Origin of the sequence: Neisseria brasiliensis, from assembly GCF_009671065.1 — a bacterium.
Taxonomy (GTDB): domain Bacteria; phylum Pseudomonadota; class Gammaproteobacteria; order Burkholderiales; family Neisseriaceae; genus Neisseria; species Neisseria brasiliensis.
In genome coordinates, this window is sequence record NZ_CP046027.1 from 1573202 (window position 1) to 1588313 (window position 15112).

The window sequence follows — 15112 nt, forward strand, 5'->3', positions numbered from 1 at the left end:
TGCGCTACAATCGTCACACACTGTTGATAAAAGGTTGCCCTTATGACCTACCAATACCGCCAAACCCTACCCGATACGCCGCTGGATATTGTCGGCGATGTGCACGGCGAATTTGCCGCCTTGCAAAACCTGTTGCGCCATTTAGGCTACGATTCAGACGGCCGCCATCCAGATGGGCGCAGGCTGGTGTTTGTCGGCGATTTGTGCGATCGCGGACCGGACAGTCCGGCAGTGTTGAAATGGGTGAAACGCGCGCAAGAGCAGGGCTTGGCCTATGTGGCGTTGGGTAATCACGAATTGAATATTTTGGTGGGCGACCGCAAAGACGGCTCGGGCTGGTTTTTTGATTCACGCGCACAAAAAGACGGAATCAACTATGCGCCGTGGCAGCGTGCCAATGAAGCGGAAAAAGAAGTGCTCACCGCATGGCTGGCCAAGCAGCCGATTATTTGTGAACGCGCCGATATCCGCATTATTCATGCTGCGTGGTTGCCGGAAATGTTCCCTCGCTTGGACGACGCACAGGCGCGTGGCGAAGATTTGGTCACGCAATACCGCCGTTTTGACCAAGAATTGAAGCAACAGCTTAAGACGGCCTCATGGTATGAGGATTACCGCTGCGAGCAGCAGCATTATGCCGAATTGGCGGAAAATCCCGACCAAGCGCCGCCGCCCATGCCGGCTACTGCGCAATATGATTTTGCCCGCGGTAAAGCGCACCCTTTGCGCGCCTTGACCAGCGGCATGGAAAAATTGGTGTCGGAACTGTTTTATGCCGGTGGGCGTTGGCGCGGAACCAGTCGCTGCCCGTGGTGGGAAGATTATCAGGAAGATGTGCCGGTGGTGATTGGCCATTATTGGCGCACTTGGCAGCCGAATCCAAACACCGTTGCCGCCGAGCGCAAATTGCTGCCTACCCAACCGACGGTTTGGCACGGCGCGAAAAACAATGTGTTTTGCGTGGACTTTTCCATCGGCGCCAGTTGGCGTGTGCGCAAGTTCCCCGAAAAATATTCGCAGCAACAATTCCGCTTGGCGGCCTTGCGTTGGCCGGAACGGACTTTGATGTTTGATGATGGGGAAGTGGTGGCGACGGATTAAAGTACTGTTAGCTGCTTGGATTTTTGATTCAGTGAAAAGTACGTTGATGAATGTATGTAGGCCGTCTGAAAAAATCATTTTCAGACGGCCTGATAAAGTTTACTACTAATCACATATTGAGATGATTTTATTGTGGCATATCACGATTGAGAAACCAATGACTAAGCGGCCAATCAACGCTGTCAAGCAGGTTTTTGGTGATTAATCCCAGCTCTGTATCGCCTTCAATCTGTAATTTGCGTTTAAAAAATAATGTATCCGGATCTTCTTCCCGCATAATCATGCGCATAAAATCAACACCATTGGCGGCCAAACGTAAATCGGGTGCTCCCTCAAAAGCGTTTGCAATAAATTTTTCTTCATTGGCACCAAATCGGATTTTCACACCGGCATCCAATACATCGATTTCAAACTTCCTTCCGGCAAAAAGGCTCATATCGGCCGGCAGCAGCTCTTTAGCCAACATGGTGTTTAAGGCGGTGACCAATATAAAACGGGGCGGTTTGGCGGGTAATTTACCGACCAACTTTCCCAACCATTGTGGCAGGATGATTTCAGGCAGCTCCATAATATTTCTCCTTAACGGCCTCAATTCCAGGCTGGCCAAACCAATATCCATCGACCAACGTTCCGGTTGATAAATGTTTCAATTCGGGTAAAGCATCGGTTAAAGATAATATGCCGTCTGTAACGTCACGATGAATTTGAACAATCTCTGCCATACCGGTTATTTGCGGCGACAAACGCAGTATGTCTATACCGATGGCCGCCATGTCTTGATGGTGCGGCAATAGGTTCTGGCAGCCGTAAGACATGGTCTGAATCCCATTAATGGTTAAAAAAGGCTGGCCTTCACGGGTATTCATGGTCATGCCGTGATCGTAATCCAAGCAGCGGAATTCGCAGCTGTCTTTATTCAGATTGTAATGGCGGGCAGTAAAACAGCGGGATGAATAGGCCAGCGGCATTTTCCCCCATGCGAATACTTCGGTTTCGATACCGTTTGTTGCAGAAGTAATCGCAGCCAATTTTTCCCGACTCAATTCTGCAGGAGCCAACCAGCGATATGCGCCCAAATTTTTAAATAATGTCAGGGTAGTGTCGTTATAGATATTGAGGCTGGCACCGGCTACAAACGGTATGCCGTGTTCGCGAGCCAGTTTGACAGCACCCATATCGTTGGCTTCAATTTTAAATTTTCCTTGCCCGGCAATTTTGCGCAAGCGTTTTAAATCGGATTCACTTTCCAGTAAAACCTGTGAAGATAAAATAATTTCTTTACCGCTGTCTGCCAAGTCTTCTGCCAAGCCGAACCAGTCCGAAAAGCGCATTTTTTGTCGGCGCGAACACACGACTTCTCCAAGATAAATGGTATCGAGCGGGGCATCCAGCATGGTTGTATAAAACTCCAGTAAAGTTTCTTTTTGCCAGAAAAACAATACAGGGCCTAATGATAATTTTAATTTGCTCATACGGTTTATCCTATTTCCACGGACGGCTATATGCCCCTAAAGTTGTTTGGCTGCCTTCAGAGACTTTACCCAAAGCATTGCTCCAAGCAGGTTGGATACGGAAATGTTTCTTATCGGCTGCCGCCGCATCCAAAGCTTGCCGCATGGCTTTCGTCACTTGTGCCGTGTACATCGGACTGCGTTGGCGGCCTTCAATTTTGACGGCACTGACGCCGATATCGATTAATTGCGGCAACATTTCCAGTACATTCAGACTGGTCGGTTCTTCTAATGCGTAATACGTTTCATCATTGACTTCAAAGCGGCCTTTGCACAAAGTCGGGTAGCCGGCCGGTTCGTTCGGATTGAATTGATCAATCAATATATGGTTTAAACGCACATCCATGCGGTCTGGTTCTTGTTCCCAACGAACCGATTTTGCAGGAGAACATACTCCCTGCATATTGGGTGATTCCCCGGTAGCATAGCTGGATAAAATACAGCGGCCTTCAACCATCACACACAGGCTGCCAAAACCGAATACCTCGATTTCGACATCGGTATGTTCGATAACATGTTTTACCTGATCAATTGTCAAAACACGGGGCAGAACGACTCGGCGGATGTTAAACAAATCTTTCATCAGGTTGATGGCTTCGTAATTGGTTGCGGAACCCTGCACAGACATATGCAGCCGTAAATCAGGATATTTGTCGGTGGCATAAGCCATCAGTGCTGGATCGGCGACAATCACGGCATCAGCGCCCAGTTGCACTGCAGTATCAATAGCTTTTTGCCACTGTTCGGATTGTCCGGCTTGGGCAAAGGTATTGATGGCCATTAACACCTGCCGCCCTCGCTCATGAGCATAGGAAACCCCTTGCATTGCCGATTTCATATCAAAATTTAAGCCTGGAAAATTTCGGGCATTCGTAGCATCTTTGAGTCCCATATAAACGGTGTCTGCACCATTATCAATTGCTGTTTTCAAAGCAGGTAAATTACCAGCCGGGCAGACCAGCTCCGGAATTTTCTGCATATTATGCTCCTTGTTATTTACTATCTTAATATCGGTTTAAAATCAATATCTGGTATGACAAGGCGGATTTTATGTATAAAAAGCACAATATGTTCTGACTTAAATCAAGCTGATTTTTGGGAATTAGATGTTTGTTAATATTAAATCAAAAAAGAGATCAGTATTTGAATATGTTTTTCAAAGGGTTATGAAAAGTGGGAAGATTTCACATTGAAAGAAATTGGCTATTATATTTATAAATTTTTACAATAATAGCAGTTTGTTTGAGGCTGATTTAAATAAAAGGCCGTCTGAAAAACCATTTTCAGACGGCCTTTTATGTTAATCATCAATCATTTATAAATCAAACACAGCCGTCACCGGCGCATGGTCGCTCGGACGCTCTTGGCCGCGTGCAACCAAATCAACGTTCACATCTTTTAATACCGCAGACAAGGCCGGAGAAATCAGCAGGTGGTCGATGCGCAAGCCCAAACCGCGTTGGAACATGGCACCGCGGTAGTCGAACCAAGTGTAAAACGCGCCTTCGGGGTGGATTTGGCGCAGGCTGTCGGTAAGGCCTAAGTCGAGCAGGTTTTTAAACCATTGGCGCTCAATGCTGGAACAATGGATTTTTTCATGCCATTTTTCCGGGTCGTAGCAGTCGGCATCGGCCGGAGCGATGTTGAAATCACCGAGCAAAACCAATTTTTCATGGCGGGTCAGTTCGTCACGCACAAATTCGGTAAGCGCGGCAAACCATTGTTCTTTATATTCAAATTTCGGGCTGTCGAGCGCTTCGCCGTTAACGCAGTAAACATTAATCACGCGCACGCCGTTGATGGTGGCGGCAATCACGCGGCGTTGCGGGTCGTCGGGCAGGTTGGGCAGGCCGGTGTGCACATCTTGCGGCTCGGTACGGCTGATAATGGCCACGCCGTTGTAGGTTTTTTGGCCGCTCCAAACGGTGTGCCAGCCCATCATTTGCAGCGCGGCGGCAGGGTATTTGTCTTGGTCGAGCTTGAGTTCTTGCAAGACCAAGACATCGGGTTGGTGTTCGGCCAGCCAGTTTTGCACTTGCGGCAGGCGCACGTTGAGGGAATTGACGTTCCAAGTGGTGATTTTCATGGGGATTCCGTGTGTGGGAGAACAGGCCGTCTGAAAGTGTCGGCCGAAAAAAACAGCGCGGTTGGCTGATGAACCGCGCTATTTTAGCATTGATTTTGGTGGGATTTAAACTCAAGCGGCTTGTTGGCCGGCTTGTTTTAAGCTTTTGAGCGTGTGCAAAATCATGGCGGCTTCATCGGAAATCAGGCGGTATTCGAGCACGCGGTGGTAGCGGGTGAATTCGACCAAGCCTTCGCTGCGTAATTTGGCTAAGTGGTTGGACACAGTGGTAGCGTGTTGACCGGTGGCGGCGCAAAGTTCCGTTACGTTGCGATCGCCTTCAAGCAAGAGAAACAGGATGCTCATACGCTCGGGTTGGGCGATGAGTTTCAATAGGGTTGAGAGACGTTGGTTTTCCATGGCTGTGCTTTGTGTTTGGTTGAGATAAATAATGCGGTAGATAATTGTAAAAGATAGTCATTCTTTTTCCGATTATCATGATTTCGAACCGCTTGTTTTCATTGAGTTTAACATCAAATTTGTGCTTGCCGATTTACTTAGTTTAAAAATATCGTAAAGAATTGTTAATGGCGAAAATCAAAAGGCCGTCTGAAATGTTTCAGACGGCCTTTGCATGGATTCAGCGCTTATTTTTGCGCAAAACCTTGTTTGTGCAAAAACGGCAGAATTTCAGGGCGGATTTCGCCTTTGAGCGATTCGGTCATTTGTTCGACCCAATCGGTGTCCATTTTGCTGCGTTCTTGGTAATAAGCGCGGGTAAGGGCGCGGTAATCGGCCAGCACTTGCTCGTCAATCGGCTGGCAATGGTTTTCGGAAACCATGGCTTCCAGCGGCAAACGAGGGCGCAGCATTGGGTCTTGTGCCGGATGGCCGAGCGCCATGCCAAACATCGGCACAACGTGTTTCGGCAGCTTCAAGATTTCAGCGGTGCGGTTGATGTCGTTGCGGATGTAGCCGAGATACACGCCACCTAAGCCTAATGATTCGGCCGCCAGCATCACGTTTTGCGCGATGATGCCGCAATCGACGGCGCCGATTAACACCATTTCCGTCCAATCGAGTTGCGATTCAGGGGCGAAAGATTGGTGTTTGGCGAAGTCGAAACAGAAAATCAGCAGTTCGGCGCAGGTGTCGATGCTGCTTAAAGCGCGGCCGATGTCCCGAATTTGGGTGCGCACTTCGGGATCGGTTGGGTGCTTTGGAAAAAGTTGGAGGTCGAACCGGCACGACCGGCGTTTAAAATGGCGGTGAGTTGTTCGCTGCTGATCGGCTCATCGGTGAACTTGCGGATAGAGCGGTGCGCCAAGGCGGTTTCGATGACAGGCTTGCTGGATAAGGTCATGATTTTCCTTTCTATTTGATTAGGTGTGAGGCCGTCTGAAAAATATGGCTTGGGTGATGGTGTTCAGACGGCCTTGATGTTGTGTTTTGTATGGGGAAGGTGTTGTGGCTCAAACCCTCTCCCTAGCCCTCTCCCTTGCTTAGGGAGAGGGAACGGATTACAGAAGCATGAAGATTGTTGCGTGAGCGGTCAACCGATTTATGCCAATTTCAACGCCAGTTCGGCCAAACGTTTGCCTTGGGCAAAAGCCAATTCGTTTTCATCGGCGCTTAATGCCGCACTGCCGTCGTGTCCGGCCACATGTGATGCGCCGTAAGGCGTGCCGCCGCTTTGGGTATGGCTGAGGGTGCTTTCGCTATAGGGAATGCCGCTGATGACCATGCCGTGATGCAGCAATGGCAGCATCATGGTCAGCAAGGTGGATTCTTGACCGCCATGTAAAGAACTGCTGCTGGTGAACACGGTGGCCGGTTTGCCGGATAATTCTGCGCCCAGCCATTGCGGAATCGTGCCGTCGATAAAGTATTTCATGGCAGCGGCCATGTTGCCGAAACGGGTCGGGCTGCCCAATGCCAAGCCGGCGCAGTTTTTCAAATCGTCGGCAGTAGCGTAAGGTGCGCCGCTGTCGGGGATGTCGCTTTCTACCGCTTCGCACACGGTGGAAACTTTCGGTACGGTGCGTAACACGGCTTCGCAGCCGGCTACGCTTTCGATGCCGCGGGCGATTTGGCGGGCGAGATTGAGCGTGCTGCCGTTTTGGCTGTAGAACAAAACTAAAATGTTAAGGGAGGTTGGGTTCATGGTGTGATTCCGTTACAATGGCTTAATCAAACTGCTTTTCAGGCGGCCTAAAGGGAAGGCCGTCTGAAAAATCATCATCATACAATACATTAAGGAAAAGAGTATGCCGTTTTTAAAATGGTGGCAAGGCTTGTTGGAAAATAAAGTGGTCGGATTTTTGAAGTTTGTGTTCGACCGCTTTAATAATGAACGTGTGCCGCAAGTGGCATCGAGCCTGACCTTTACCACGCTGCTGGCATTGGTGCCGGTGTTGACGGTGATGTTGGTGGTGGTGTCGGCTTTTCCGGTGTTTGATCAATGGACGACGTCGTTTGTCGAATTCATCAACCGCATGATTGTGCCGCAGGGCGCGGATGTGGTGTTTGAATATTTGAATCAATTCAAAGACAAAGCCAGTAAATTGACCGCCATTGGTAGCGTGATGTTGTTTGTGACCTCGCTGATGTTGGTGCAAACCATCGACAGTGCGTTTAACCGTATTTGGAATGTGCACACGCAGCGACCGTTGGTGCGCCAATTTTTGGTGTATTGGGCATTGCTGACGTTTGGCCCCTTGTCGCTGGGAGTGAGCTTGTCGCTGATTGTTGGCGCGGTAAACGGCTTGGGCTTGGAATACATTTCGCCGGTGTTAGCCGAAGCGGTTAGGTTTTTGATGTCTTTGTTTTTCAGCACAGTCTTGCTGTGGGCACTTTACCGCTTTGTGCCGCACCGTTTTGTGCCGGCCAAACATGCTTTAATCGGTGCGGTGGTGACGGCGTTTGCATTGCAGATTGCGCGCTATATTTTCGCTTGGTACATGAGCAATTTCGACGGCTATAAATCGATTTATGGTGCGTTTGCCGCGATTCCGTTTTTCTTGGTGTGGTTGAATCTGCTGTGGTCGATGGTGTTGGCCGGGGCCGTGTTGACGTCTTCGCTGTCGTATTGGCGCGATAATGCTTTCCGTCGCAATTTCGATTCTTCCGGCCGCTTTGATGATGTGTTGAAAATTCTGTTGCTGCTCGACGCGGCGCAGCAGGAAGGCAAAGCCATGCTGGTGCAGGAATTGCGCGCCCACATCAATATGGGCTACGACGAACTGGGTGAGCTGTTGGAAAAACTGGCGCGCCATGGTTATGTGTATTCGGGCAAACAGGGCTGGGTGTTGAAAACCAGCGCGGATAAAATCGATTTGGCCGAATTGTTTAAGATTTTTGTCTACAGCCCATCTTATGTGAAAAAAGACAAGGTCAACGCCGCCGTCGATAAAATCATGCAGCCTTGCGTGGAAACCATGAACATGACCTTGGCCGAATTCCGTGTGCACACGGATAATCAGGATAAATCTGTTGCGGCCTTAAAGAAAATTTTTGACGATATATAATATTCAGGCCGTCTGAAAACAATTTTGCTTTTCAGACGGCCTGATACCTAAATCTAAATCAGCCATGAAAATCACCGCTTTTGTTTCCCTTTTATTCGCCACATCTTCAGCCTTTGCCGCCCATGGTTTGGGGTTGGGGCAGCCGCCGAAGTATCCGCCGCATTTTAAAGCCTTTGATTATGTGAATCCGAATGCGCCCAAAGGTGGCACGTTTACGCTGCCGGTACAGGGTGGGTTTGACACGCTCAATCCGTTTACGCTCAAGGGCGACCATGAGGTGGGTGTGGCGACGTTGACGCTGGATACGCTGATGGAAAAAAGCTTGGACGAGCCGTTTGCCATGTATGGTTTGCTGGCAGAAGACGTCAGCTTGGCTTCAGACGGCCTGTCGGTTACGTTTAAGCTCAACCCGAAAGCACGCTTTCACAACGGCGAGCCGGTCTTAGCCAAAGACGTGGCCGCTTCGTTCCGTACTTTAACGCAAGACAAAGCCGCCGCGCCGATGTATAAATTTTACTGGAGCGATGTTGCCAAAGTGGAAACACCCGAAGCGCGCACGGTGGTGTTCCGCTTCAAGAAGAAAAACGCCGAATTGCACATGATTTTGGGCGAACTGCCGGTGTTTTCACACAAAAGTTATCCGCAAGGTTTGGCGGCTGCGGCCAATACCATGCCCATCGGTTCGGGCCCTTACCGCTTCGCCCGCGCCGACAGCGGCCGCTTGAGCGAATACCGCCGTGACAAAAATTACTGGGCGCAGGATTTGCCTGTGCGTAAAGGGCGATACAACTTTGATACCGTGCGCTTTCGATATTTCAAAGACGACAGCGTGCGCATCGAAGGCATCAAGGGCGGGCGCTATGATTTTGTGCAGGAAAACGTTGCCCGCAACTGGGCGCGCGCCTACCCCGACGACATGCTGAAAAAACGCGGATTGAGCAAACACGAATGGCAGCACGGCAACACCGCCGGCATGCAGGGCTTTGTGATGAATCAGCGCCGCAAACCGTTTGACAATGTTTTGGTGCGCCAAGCGATGGTGGAGAGTTTTGACTTTGAAAACACCAATACCAAGCTGTTTTACGGCGCATATCGGCGCAGCAACAGTTTTTTTACCAACAGCGCAATGGCGGCAACGGGCAAACCCAGCGGCGCGGAATTGGCGTTGCTGAACACGGTGAAAACGCAGTTGCCGCAGGCGGTGTTTACGCAAAACGTGCCGCAGCCGCCGGTAGTGAATCCGCAAATCGGCGTGCGTCCGCAGCTTTTGAAAGCGCGTGCATTATTGCTGCAAGCGGGCTACCGTTATCAAAACGGCAAGCTGGTGGACAAACAGGGCAGGCCGCTGGTGTTTGAATTTTTAAGCCCAAGCAAAACCTATGAGCGCGTAACCGCCAAATGGCAGCGCGATTTGGCCAAAATCGGCGTGGGCATGAACATACGCATCGCCGATCCGGCGGTGTTTCAAAAGCGCATGAACGCGTTTGACTACGACATGACGATTGTGGTGTATGCCAATAGCGAAAGCCCGGGTAATGAGCAGTTTAATTATTTCAGTTGCGAAGCGGCGAAAACCGAAGGCAGCCGCAATTGGGCGGGCGTGTGTGATCCGGCGGTGGATGTGTTGCTGAAACGCTTTGAAAATTTCAGCAACCGTGAAGAATTGACTGTCTCTGCCCGCGCTTTAGATAGAGTGTTGCGCCATCAATATATTGTCGTGCCCAATTGGTTCAGCGACCGCTATCGCGTGGTTTATCGCGATAATCTGGGCATTCCGAGCACATTGCCGAAATATTACAGCCCACTGGATTGGGCGCTCAGTTCGGCATGGGTGAAACCTTAAGGCGATGGCGCTTACCGATAAGGGGTAAAAAATACCGATAGGCGGTGATCTTCTATTGTAAATAATATCATTTGGTTTATAATGATGGAAAAAAATGCAGCATGAATAAGTGCTGCCCAAGCCAATAAATATATTATTACGTGGAAAATGCAATGAATACCTTTTTTAATCCTTCAGACGGCCTGTTTGTTTATCTATGGTGGGCGCTACCGGTGGCCTTGGCGGCCATTTTGGCGAAAACCCATTGGTTGAGAAATTTTACCGCGCGCTTTGCCGTGAATGTGCGCGCCAAATGCTTATTGGATGACAAAACCTATCACGCTTTTCCGAATTTGGATGTACGCTGTGGTGGCGAGCATGAGCAAATTGATTGTGTGTATGTGTCGCGCTTCGGCATTTTTGTGGTGAACACGCCGAACCAGCAAGGCCGGATTTGGGGCGACGACGGCAGCGGCATGTGGACGCGTAAGCTGCATAAGAATCAAGCCAGATTTGAAAACCCATTGTTGAAAAACCAGCAATATATTCAGGCATTGGCGGATCAATTATCGGTGTCGCAGAAAATGTTTTATTCGGTGGTGGTGTTTCCAAAGCATTGCTATTTTCAAACCATGATGCCGGATAATGTGTTGGACATCAGCGATTTTAAAGAATTTGTCGCGCAATATGATGAAGTGGTGTTTACCGATGAAGAAGTTGCCGAGATTCGTGCATCATTGGAAACCAGCGAATTTGATGTGGTGTTTAACCGCGTGGGCTTGAGCGCTTAAGTTTTTTAGTAAATGAAATCAATCAAGTAGGCCGTCTGAAAGTTTATCTTTCAGACGGCCTTACATTCGCATTTCAAGTGCAACGCTCAAATGCCATTGGCAAGGGCTGCTGAAAACAGATCACCCGGTGTCTCATAGTCCAATGTCTTTCTCGGTCGGCGGTTAAGGGCCTCCTCAACCGCTTTAATCTTTTTAGCACCCAGTTTCCTAAAATCCGTCCCCTTTGGGAAGTATTGTCTGATCAGCCCGTTGGTATTCTCCACCAAGCCTTTTTCCCAAGAATGGTATGGACGGCAGAAGTAAGTTTCCGCACCCAGGGCTTTGGCAAAGGTTTTATGTCGGTAAAACTCTTTACCGTTATCCAAAGTAATCGTTTGAATGATATCTTTAAACGGCTTCAATGCCCGAATCACTACCCGGGCTACATCTTCTGCTTTGAAATTGCTGATTTTGCGGATAACGACAAATTTGGTTTTTCTTTCAACAGCAACCACCAGTCCGCTTTTTTGATCTTTACCGACAATGGTGTCCATCTCGAAATCGCCGACCCGCTCTTTTTGATCGACAATGGCAGGTCTGTGTTCAATGTCGGTTCTGTCCGGTACGCTGCCTTTTGTCCATGCACCGCTGCCGTATTTTCTGCGGTAGGGTTTGGAAACGATACGCAGATGGGTGTACAGGTCGCCGCCGTTTTGACGGTCTTTGGCGAGATAGCGGTAAAGGGTGCTGTGGTGCAGTTTGATGTGTTGATGTTTCAGCAGGTAGCCGCAGACTTGTTCGGGGCTGTATTTTTGGGTAATCAGTTTGTTAACAGTCTGTTTGACGGCAGTAGTCAGTTTGGTTGGCTTTTTGTTTTTCTTTTTAACTTCGCTTTGCTGTTGTGCTTTTCGGTAACAGTAGGTTCCGTTGACGGAATGCCGTCTGATTTCCCGACTGACGGTGGCGGGATGACAACCGATGTTCTGTGCGATTTGGTTTAGGGGTAGGTTGCGGTAATGTCTGGAAATGTAGTATCTTTGGTGTGAGGTCAGTTGTGTGTAGGCCATATTGCAATCTTTCTTGTCAGGAAAGGCAGTATACTACCGCATACTGGCCTTTTCTGTTATTGGAAATTGCACTTGTTAGGCGAATGTAAGGGCCTTTTTAATTGAATCTGTTAACGCTTCACGCCACTTAAGCGCGCCCAGCCTTCATCAATTTCGGCAGGCTCGATGTCGAACCATTGGCCGTAGATTTCGCTTAATTCTTCTACTTGCTCGTCTAACAAGCCCGATAAAATAATGCGCCCGCCCGATTTGGTGCGGCCGGCCAGCATTTCGCCAAGCATACGCAAAGGATTCGCCAAAATATTAGCTACCACCACATCAAACTGGCCTTCAGGCACGGCATCTGGTAGATAGAATTGGGCTTGAACATTGTTTTGGTCGGCATTGGCTTTGCTGGCGCGGATGGCTTGCTCGTCAATATCCACACCCACTGCCGAGCCGGCACCCAGTTTCAAGGCGGCAATCGCCAAAATGCCTGAGCCGCAGCCGTAATCCAACACGCTTTCACCGCCTTTTAATTGTGCGTCCAGCCATTGTAAACACAAGCGGGTGGTCGGGTGGCTGCCGGTACCAAAAGCCAAGCCGGGGTCGAGTTGCAGATTAACGGCGTTTTCATCGGGCGCGTCGTGCCAAGAAGGGGTAATCCACAGGCGCTCGGAAATCTGAATCGGGTCGAACTGGGCTTGGGTTAAGCGCACCCAGTCTTGGTCTTCCAAGATTTCGGTGGTGTAGTGTAAGTCGGTTAAACCACATTCTTGTGCGGCGTTTTGAATCACCGCAGCCGCATCGTCGTCTTCGCCAAACAGGGCAATCACTTTGCTTTGCTGCCAAATTTGCTCGGTCGGCATGCCCGGTTCGCCGAAAATGGCCTGTTCGTTTTCGGTGCCGGCGTAGGCATCTTCAATCGCTGCGGAAAGCGCACCGTGCTCCATCAACGCATCGGCCAATGGCTCGGCAACGGTGTCTTTCACGGCAAGGGTAATTTGTTGGTATGACATAATTGGTCTCTATCAGAATATAGGCCGTCTGAAACGGTAGAAACATTTTCAGACGGCAATGAATGAAATAGGTTTATTGTAACGGATGCGCGTGGATTGAAAAAGGCCGTCTGAAAGATAGGGCAGCTTCCCTTCGTTTCAGACGGCCTTGATGATGATCCGCTTATTTATCAGCCAATTCGGCTTTGCGTTGCTCCAACCATTTTTCTAAATAGTGGATGCTCACGCCGCCTTGGGCAAAGCCTTCGTCTTTGAACAAATCGCGGTGCAGCGGGGTATTGGTTTTGATGCCGGTCACGGCCAATTCGGCTAGTGCCACGCGCATTTTCGCCATGGCTTGTGCACGATCTTTGCCGACCACGCAGATTTTACCGATCAAGCTGTCGTAAAACGGCGGGATGCGGTAGCCTTGGTAGATGTGGCTGTCCACGCGGATGCCCAAGCCGCCCGGTAAGTGGCAGCTTTCAATCAAGCCAGGGCTTGGGATGAAATTATAAGGGTCTTCAGCATTGATACGGCACTCAAAGGCGTGGCCTTCGATTTGGATGTCGTCTTGAGTATATTGCAACGGCAGGCCGCTGGCAATGCGGATTTGCTCTTGCACGATGTCCACGCCGGTAATCAGCTCGGTGACAGGGTGCTCAACCTGAACGCGGGTGTTCATCTCAATAAAGAAGAATTCGCCGTCTTCATACAAGAATTCAAACGTACCCGCGCCGCGATAACCAATGCGTTTGCAGGCATCGGCACAAGCTTGGCCGATTTTGGCGCGCTCTTCCGGCGTGATACCCGGTGCAGGTGCTTCTTCGATGACTTTTTGGTGGCGGCGTTGCAAAGAACAATCGCGCTCGGCCAAATAAATCGCATTGCCGTGTTCGTCGGCCAATACTTGGATTTCCACGTGGCGCGGACGTTGCAGGTAGCGTTCCATATACACCATCGGATTGCCGAATGCGGCACCGGCTTCGGTTTTGGTCATTTCCACCGAGCGAATTAGGTCTTCTTTTTTCTCGACCACACGCATACCGCGACCGCCGCCGCCGCCCGATGCTTTGATGATTACCGGAAAACCGACCTTATCGGCGATTTTGAGGATTTCTTCGTCATCGTCAGGCAAAGCGCCGTCTGAACCCGGTACGCAAGGCACGCCGGCTTCAATCATGGCGTGTTTGGCAGATACTTTGTCGCCCATCAGGCGGATGGTGCCGGCTTTCGGGCCGATAAAGGTGAAGCCGGATTGCTCGACTTGTTCAGCAAAATTGGCATTTTCCGCCAAAAAGCCGTAGCCTGGGTGAATGCCGTCGGCGCCGGTCACTTCGGCAGCGGCAATCAGAGCAGGGATATTCAGGTAGCTTTGTGCAGAGTTGGCAGGGCCAATGCACACTGATTCGTCGGCCAATTTAACGTGCAGGCTGTCTTTGTCGGCTTCGGAATGCACGGCAACGGTGGCGATGCCCATTTCACGGCAGGCACGCAGCACGCGCAAGGCGATTTCACCGCGGTTGGCGATTAATACTTTGTTCAACATAATGATTTTCCTGTATTTTTCAGATGGCATTTTAAAACAAACATGCCGTCTGAAAATGTTTATGCTTCAAATGTTCCGAAAAGTTTCAGACGGCCTATTTTTATCAGGCCGTCTGAACGCGGATTATTCGATGATAAACAACGGTTCGCCAAATTCCACAGGGGTGGCGTTTTCCACCAGAATTTCTTTGATTACGCCTGATTTCTCAGCTTCGATCTCGTTCATCAGCTTCATGGCTTCGATGATGCACAGGGTGTCACCGGCTTTCACGCTTTGGCCGACTTCGACAAACGGCTTGGCGTTCGGGCCAGGGGCGCGGTAGAAAGTGCCGACCATTGGTGATTTTTGGGCATCAGCCAAATTGCGTGCAGGTGCTTCTGCTGCTGGTGCGGCAGCGGCAGCCGGCGCAGCAGCCACAGCGGTAGGTGCGGCAACCGGAGCCGGGGCATAAACAGGCGCCGGAGCGGCGGTAGCACGGGTAATACGGACTTTTTCTTCGCCTTCGGTTACTTCGATTTCGGCGATACCGGATTCTTCAACTAAATCAATCAGTTTTTTCAGTTTGCGCAAATCCATTTTGGTTCCTTATCGAGACGGTCTGTTGCAGAGCCGTGTTACGTTACATAGTGATGTTGAATCAGGTTGTGTTTGCCCGTTATCCATCTGCGGCAACGGACAAAAGAAATAGGGAATGTGTCAGCCGTAGCCGGAATTTAACTAAGC

At 49.9% G+C, this 15112-nt stretch carries 16 protein-coding genes; 4 read left to right on the top strand and 12 right to left on the bottom strand.

Annotated features, from left to right (window positions below; translation table 11 throughout):
- The first annotated feature begins 42 nt into the window (after window positions 1-42).
- A complete protein-coding gene (locus GJV52_RS08000) occupies window positions 43-1101 on the top strand; it encodes a metallophosphoesterase (protein WP_100563918.1) in 1059 nt (352 codons plus the stop codon).
- A 127-nt stretch (window positions 1102-1228) separates the two neighbouring features.
- On the opposite strand, the gene ubiT is transcribed toward GJV52_RS08000, so the two are convergent.
- The 8 genes from ubiT to wrbA form a co-directional block, all read right to left on the bottom strand.
- On the bottom strand, window positions 1229-1669 hold the full coding sequence (ubiT, locus tag GJV52_RS08005; protein ID WP_095503101.1) for a ubiquinone anaerobic biosynthesis accessory factor UbiT: 441 nt from the start codon (window positions 1667-1669) through the stop codon (window positions 1229-1231).
- Window positions 1656-2573, bottom strand: coding sequence for a U32 family peptidase (locus GJV52_RS08010; RefSeq protein ID WP_095503100.1), 918 nt, complete (start codon window positions 2571-2573; stop codon window positions 1656-1658). The genes ubiT and GJV52_RS08010 overlap by 14 nt, the downstream gene beginning before the upstream one ends.
- A gap of 10 nt (window positions 2574-2583) precedes the next feature.
- Window positions 2584-3591, bottom strand: a complete 1008-nt coding sequence (gene ubiU / locus GJV52_RS08015) for a ubiquinone anaerobic biosynthesis protein UbiU (RefSeq protein WP_100563920.1) — start codon at window positions 3589-3591, stop codon at window positions 2584-2586.
- A 336-nt stretch (window positions 3592-3927) separates the two neighbouring features.
- On the bottom strand, window positions 3928-4698 hold the full coding sequence (xth, locus tag GJV52_RS08020) for an exodeoxyribonuclease III (protein WP_100563922.1): 771 nt from the start codon (window positions 4696-4698) through the stop codon (window positions 3928-3930).
- A 111-nt stretch (window positions 4699-4809) separates the two neighbouring features.
- Window positions 4810-5097, bottom strand: coding sequence for an ArsR/SmtB family transcription factor (locus tag GJV52_RS08025; RefSeq protein ID WP_095503097.1), 288 nt, complete (start codon window positions 5095-5097; stop codon window positions 4810-4812).
- A 227-nt stretch (window positions 5098-5324) separates the two neighbouring features.
- The gene (gene nfsA, locus GJV52_RS08030) at window positions 5325-5876 is read right to left on the bottom strand and encodes an oxygen-insensitive NADPH nitroreductase (RefSeq protein WP_324253481.1); all 552 of its coding nucleotides are present in this window, start codon (window positions 5874-5876) and stop codon (window positions 5325-5327) included.
- Complete coding sequence (locus GJV52_RS13450; RefSeq protein ID WP_324253482.1) at window positions 5840-6040, bottom strand: nitroreductase family protein; 201 nt, start codon at window positions 6038-6040, stop codon at window positions 5840-5842. The genes nfsA and GJV52_RS13450 overlap by 37 nt, the downstream gene beginning before the upstream one ends.
- A gap of 198 nt (window positions 6041-6238) precedes the next feature.
- Complete coding sequence (wrbA, locus tag GJV52_RS08035; RefSeq protein WP_095503095.1) at window positions 6239-6841, bottom strand: NAD(P)H:quinone oxidoreductase; 603 nt, start codon at window positions 6839-6841, stop codon at window positions 6239-6241.
- Window positions 6842-6944: 103 nt separating this feature from the next.
- Between wrbA and GJV52_RS08040 the strand changes: the two genes are divergently transcribed.
- The 3 genes from GJV52_RS08040 (at window position 6945) to GJV52_RS08050 (ending at window position 10817) form a co-directional block, all read left to right on the top strand.
- The gene (locus GJV52_RS08040) at window positions 6945-8204 is read left to right on the top strand and encodes a YihY family inner membrane protein (protein WP_095503094.1); all 1260 of its coding nucleotides are present in this window, start codon (window positions 6945-6947) and stop codon (window positions 8202-8204) included.
- A 64-nt stretch (window positions 8205-8268) separates the two neighbouring features.
- Window positions 8269-10047 carry an extracellular solute-binding protein gene (locus tag GJV52_RS08045; protein ID WP_100563924.1) on the top strand — a complete coding sequence of 593 codons (1779 nt, stop codon included), beginning with the start codon at window positions 8269-8271 and terminating at the stop codon, window positions 10045-10047.
- Window positions 10048-10199: 152 nt separating this feature from the next.
- Window positions 10200-10817 carry a nuclease-related domain-containing protein gene (locus GJV52_RS08050; protein ID WP_100563926.1) on the top strand — a complete coding sequence of 206 codons (618 nt, stop codon included), beginning with the start codon at window positions 10200-10202 and terminating at the stop codon, window positions 10815-10817.
- 86 nt (window positions 10818-10903) lie between these two features.
- Here the strand turns inward: GJV52_RS08050 and GJV52_RS08055 are convergent, their stop codons facing one another.
- The 4 genes from GJV52_RS08055 to accB form a co-directional block, all read right to left on the bottom strand.
- On the bottom strand, window positions 10904-11863 hold the full coding sequence (locus GJV52_RS08055) for an IS30 family transposase (protein WP_154143172.1): 960 nt from the start codon (window positions 11861-11863) through the stop codon (window positions 10904-10906).
- Window positions 11864-11973: 110 nt separating this feature from the next.
- Entirely contained in the window at window positions 11974-12861 is an 888-nt protein-coding gene (gene prmA, locus GJV52_RS08060; protein WP_095503249.1) for a 50S ribosomal protein L11 methyltransferase, read from the bottom strand.
- Between the two features lie 163 nt (window positions 12862-13024).
- Entirely contained in the window at window positions 13025-14389 is a 1365-nt protein-coding gene (gene accC / locus GJV52_RS08065; RefSeq protein WP_100563229.1) for an acetyl-CoA carboxylase biotin carboxylase subunit, read from the bottom strand.
- Window positions 14390-14512: 123 nt separating this feature from the next.
- Window positions 14513-14965, bottom strand: coding sequence for an acetyl-CoA carboxylase biotin carboxyl carrier protein (gene accB / locus GJV52_RS08070; RefSeq protein WP_095503251.1), 453 nt, complete (start codon window positions 14963-14965; stop codon window positions 14513-14515).
- Window positions 14966-15112: the final 147 nt, after the last annotated feature.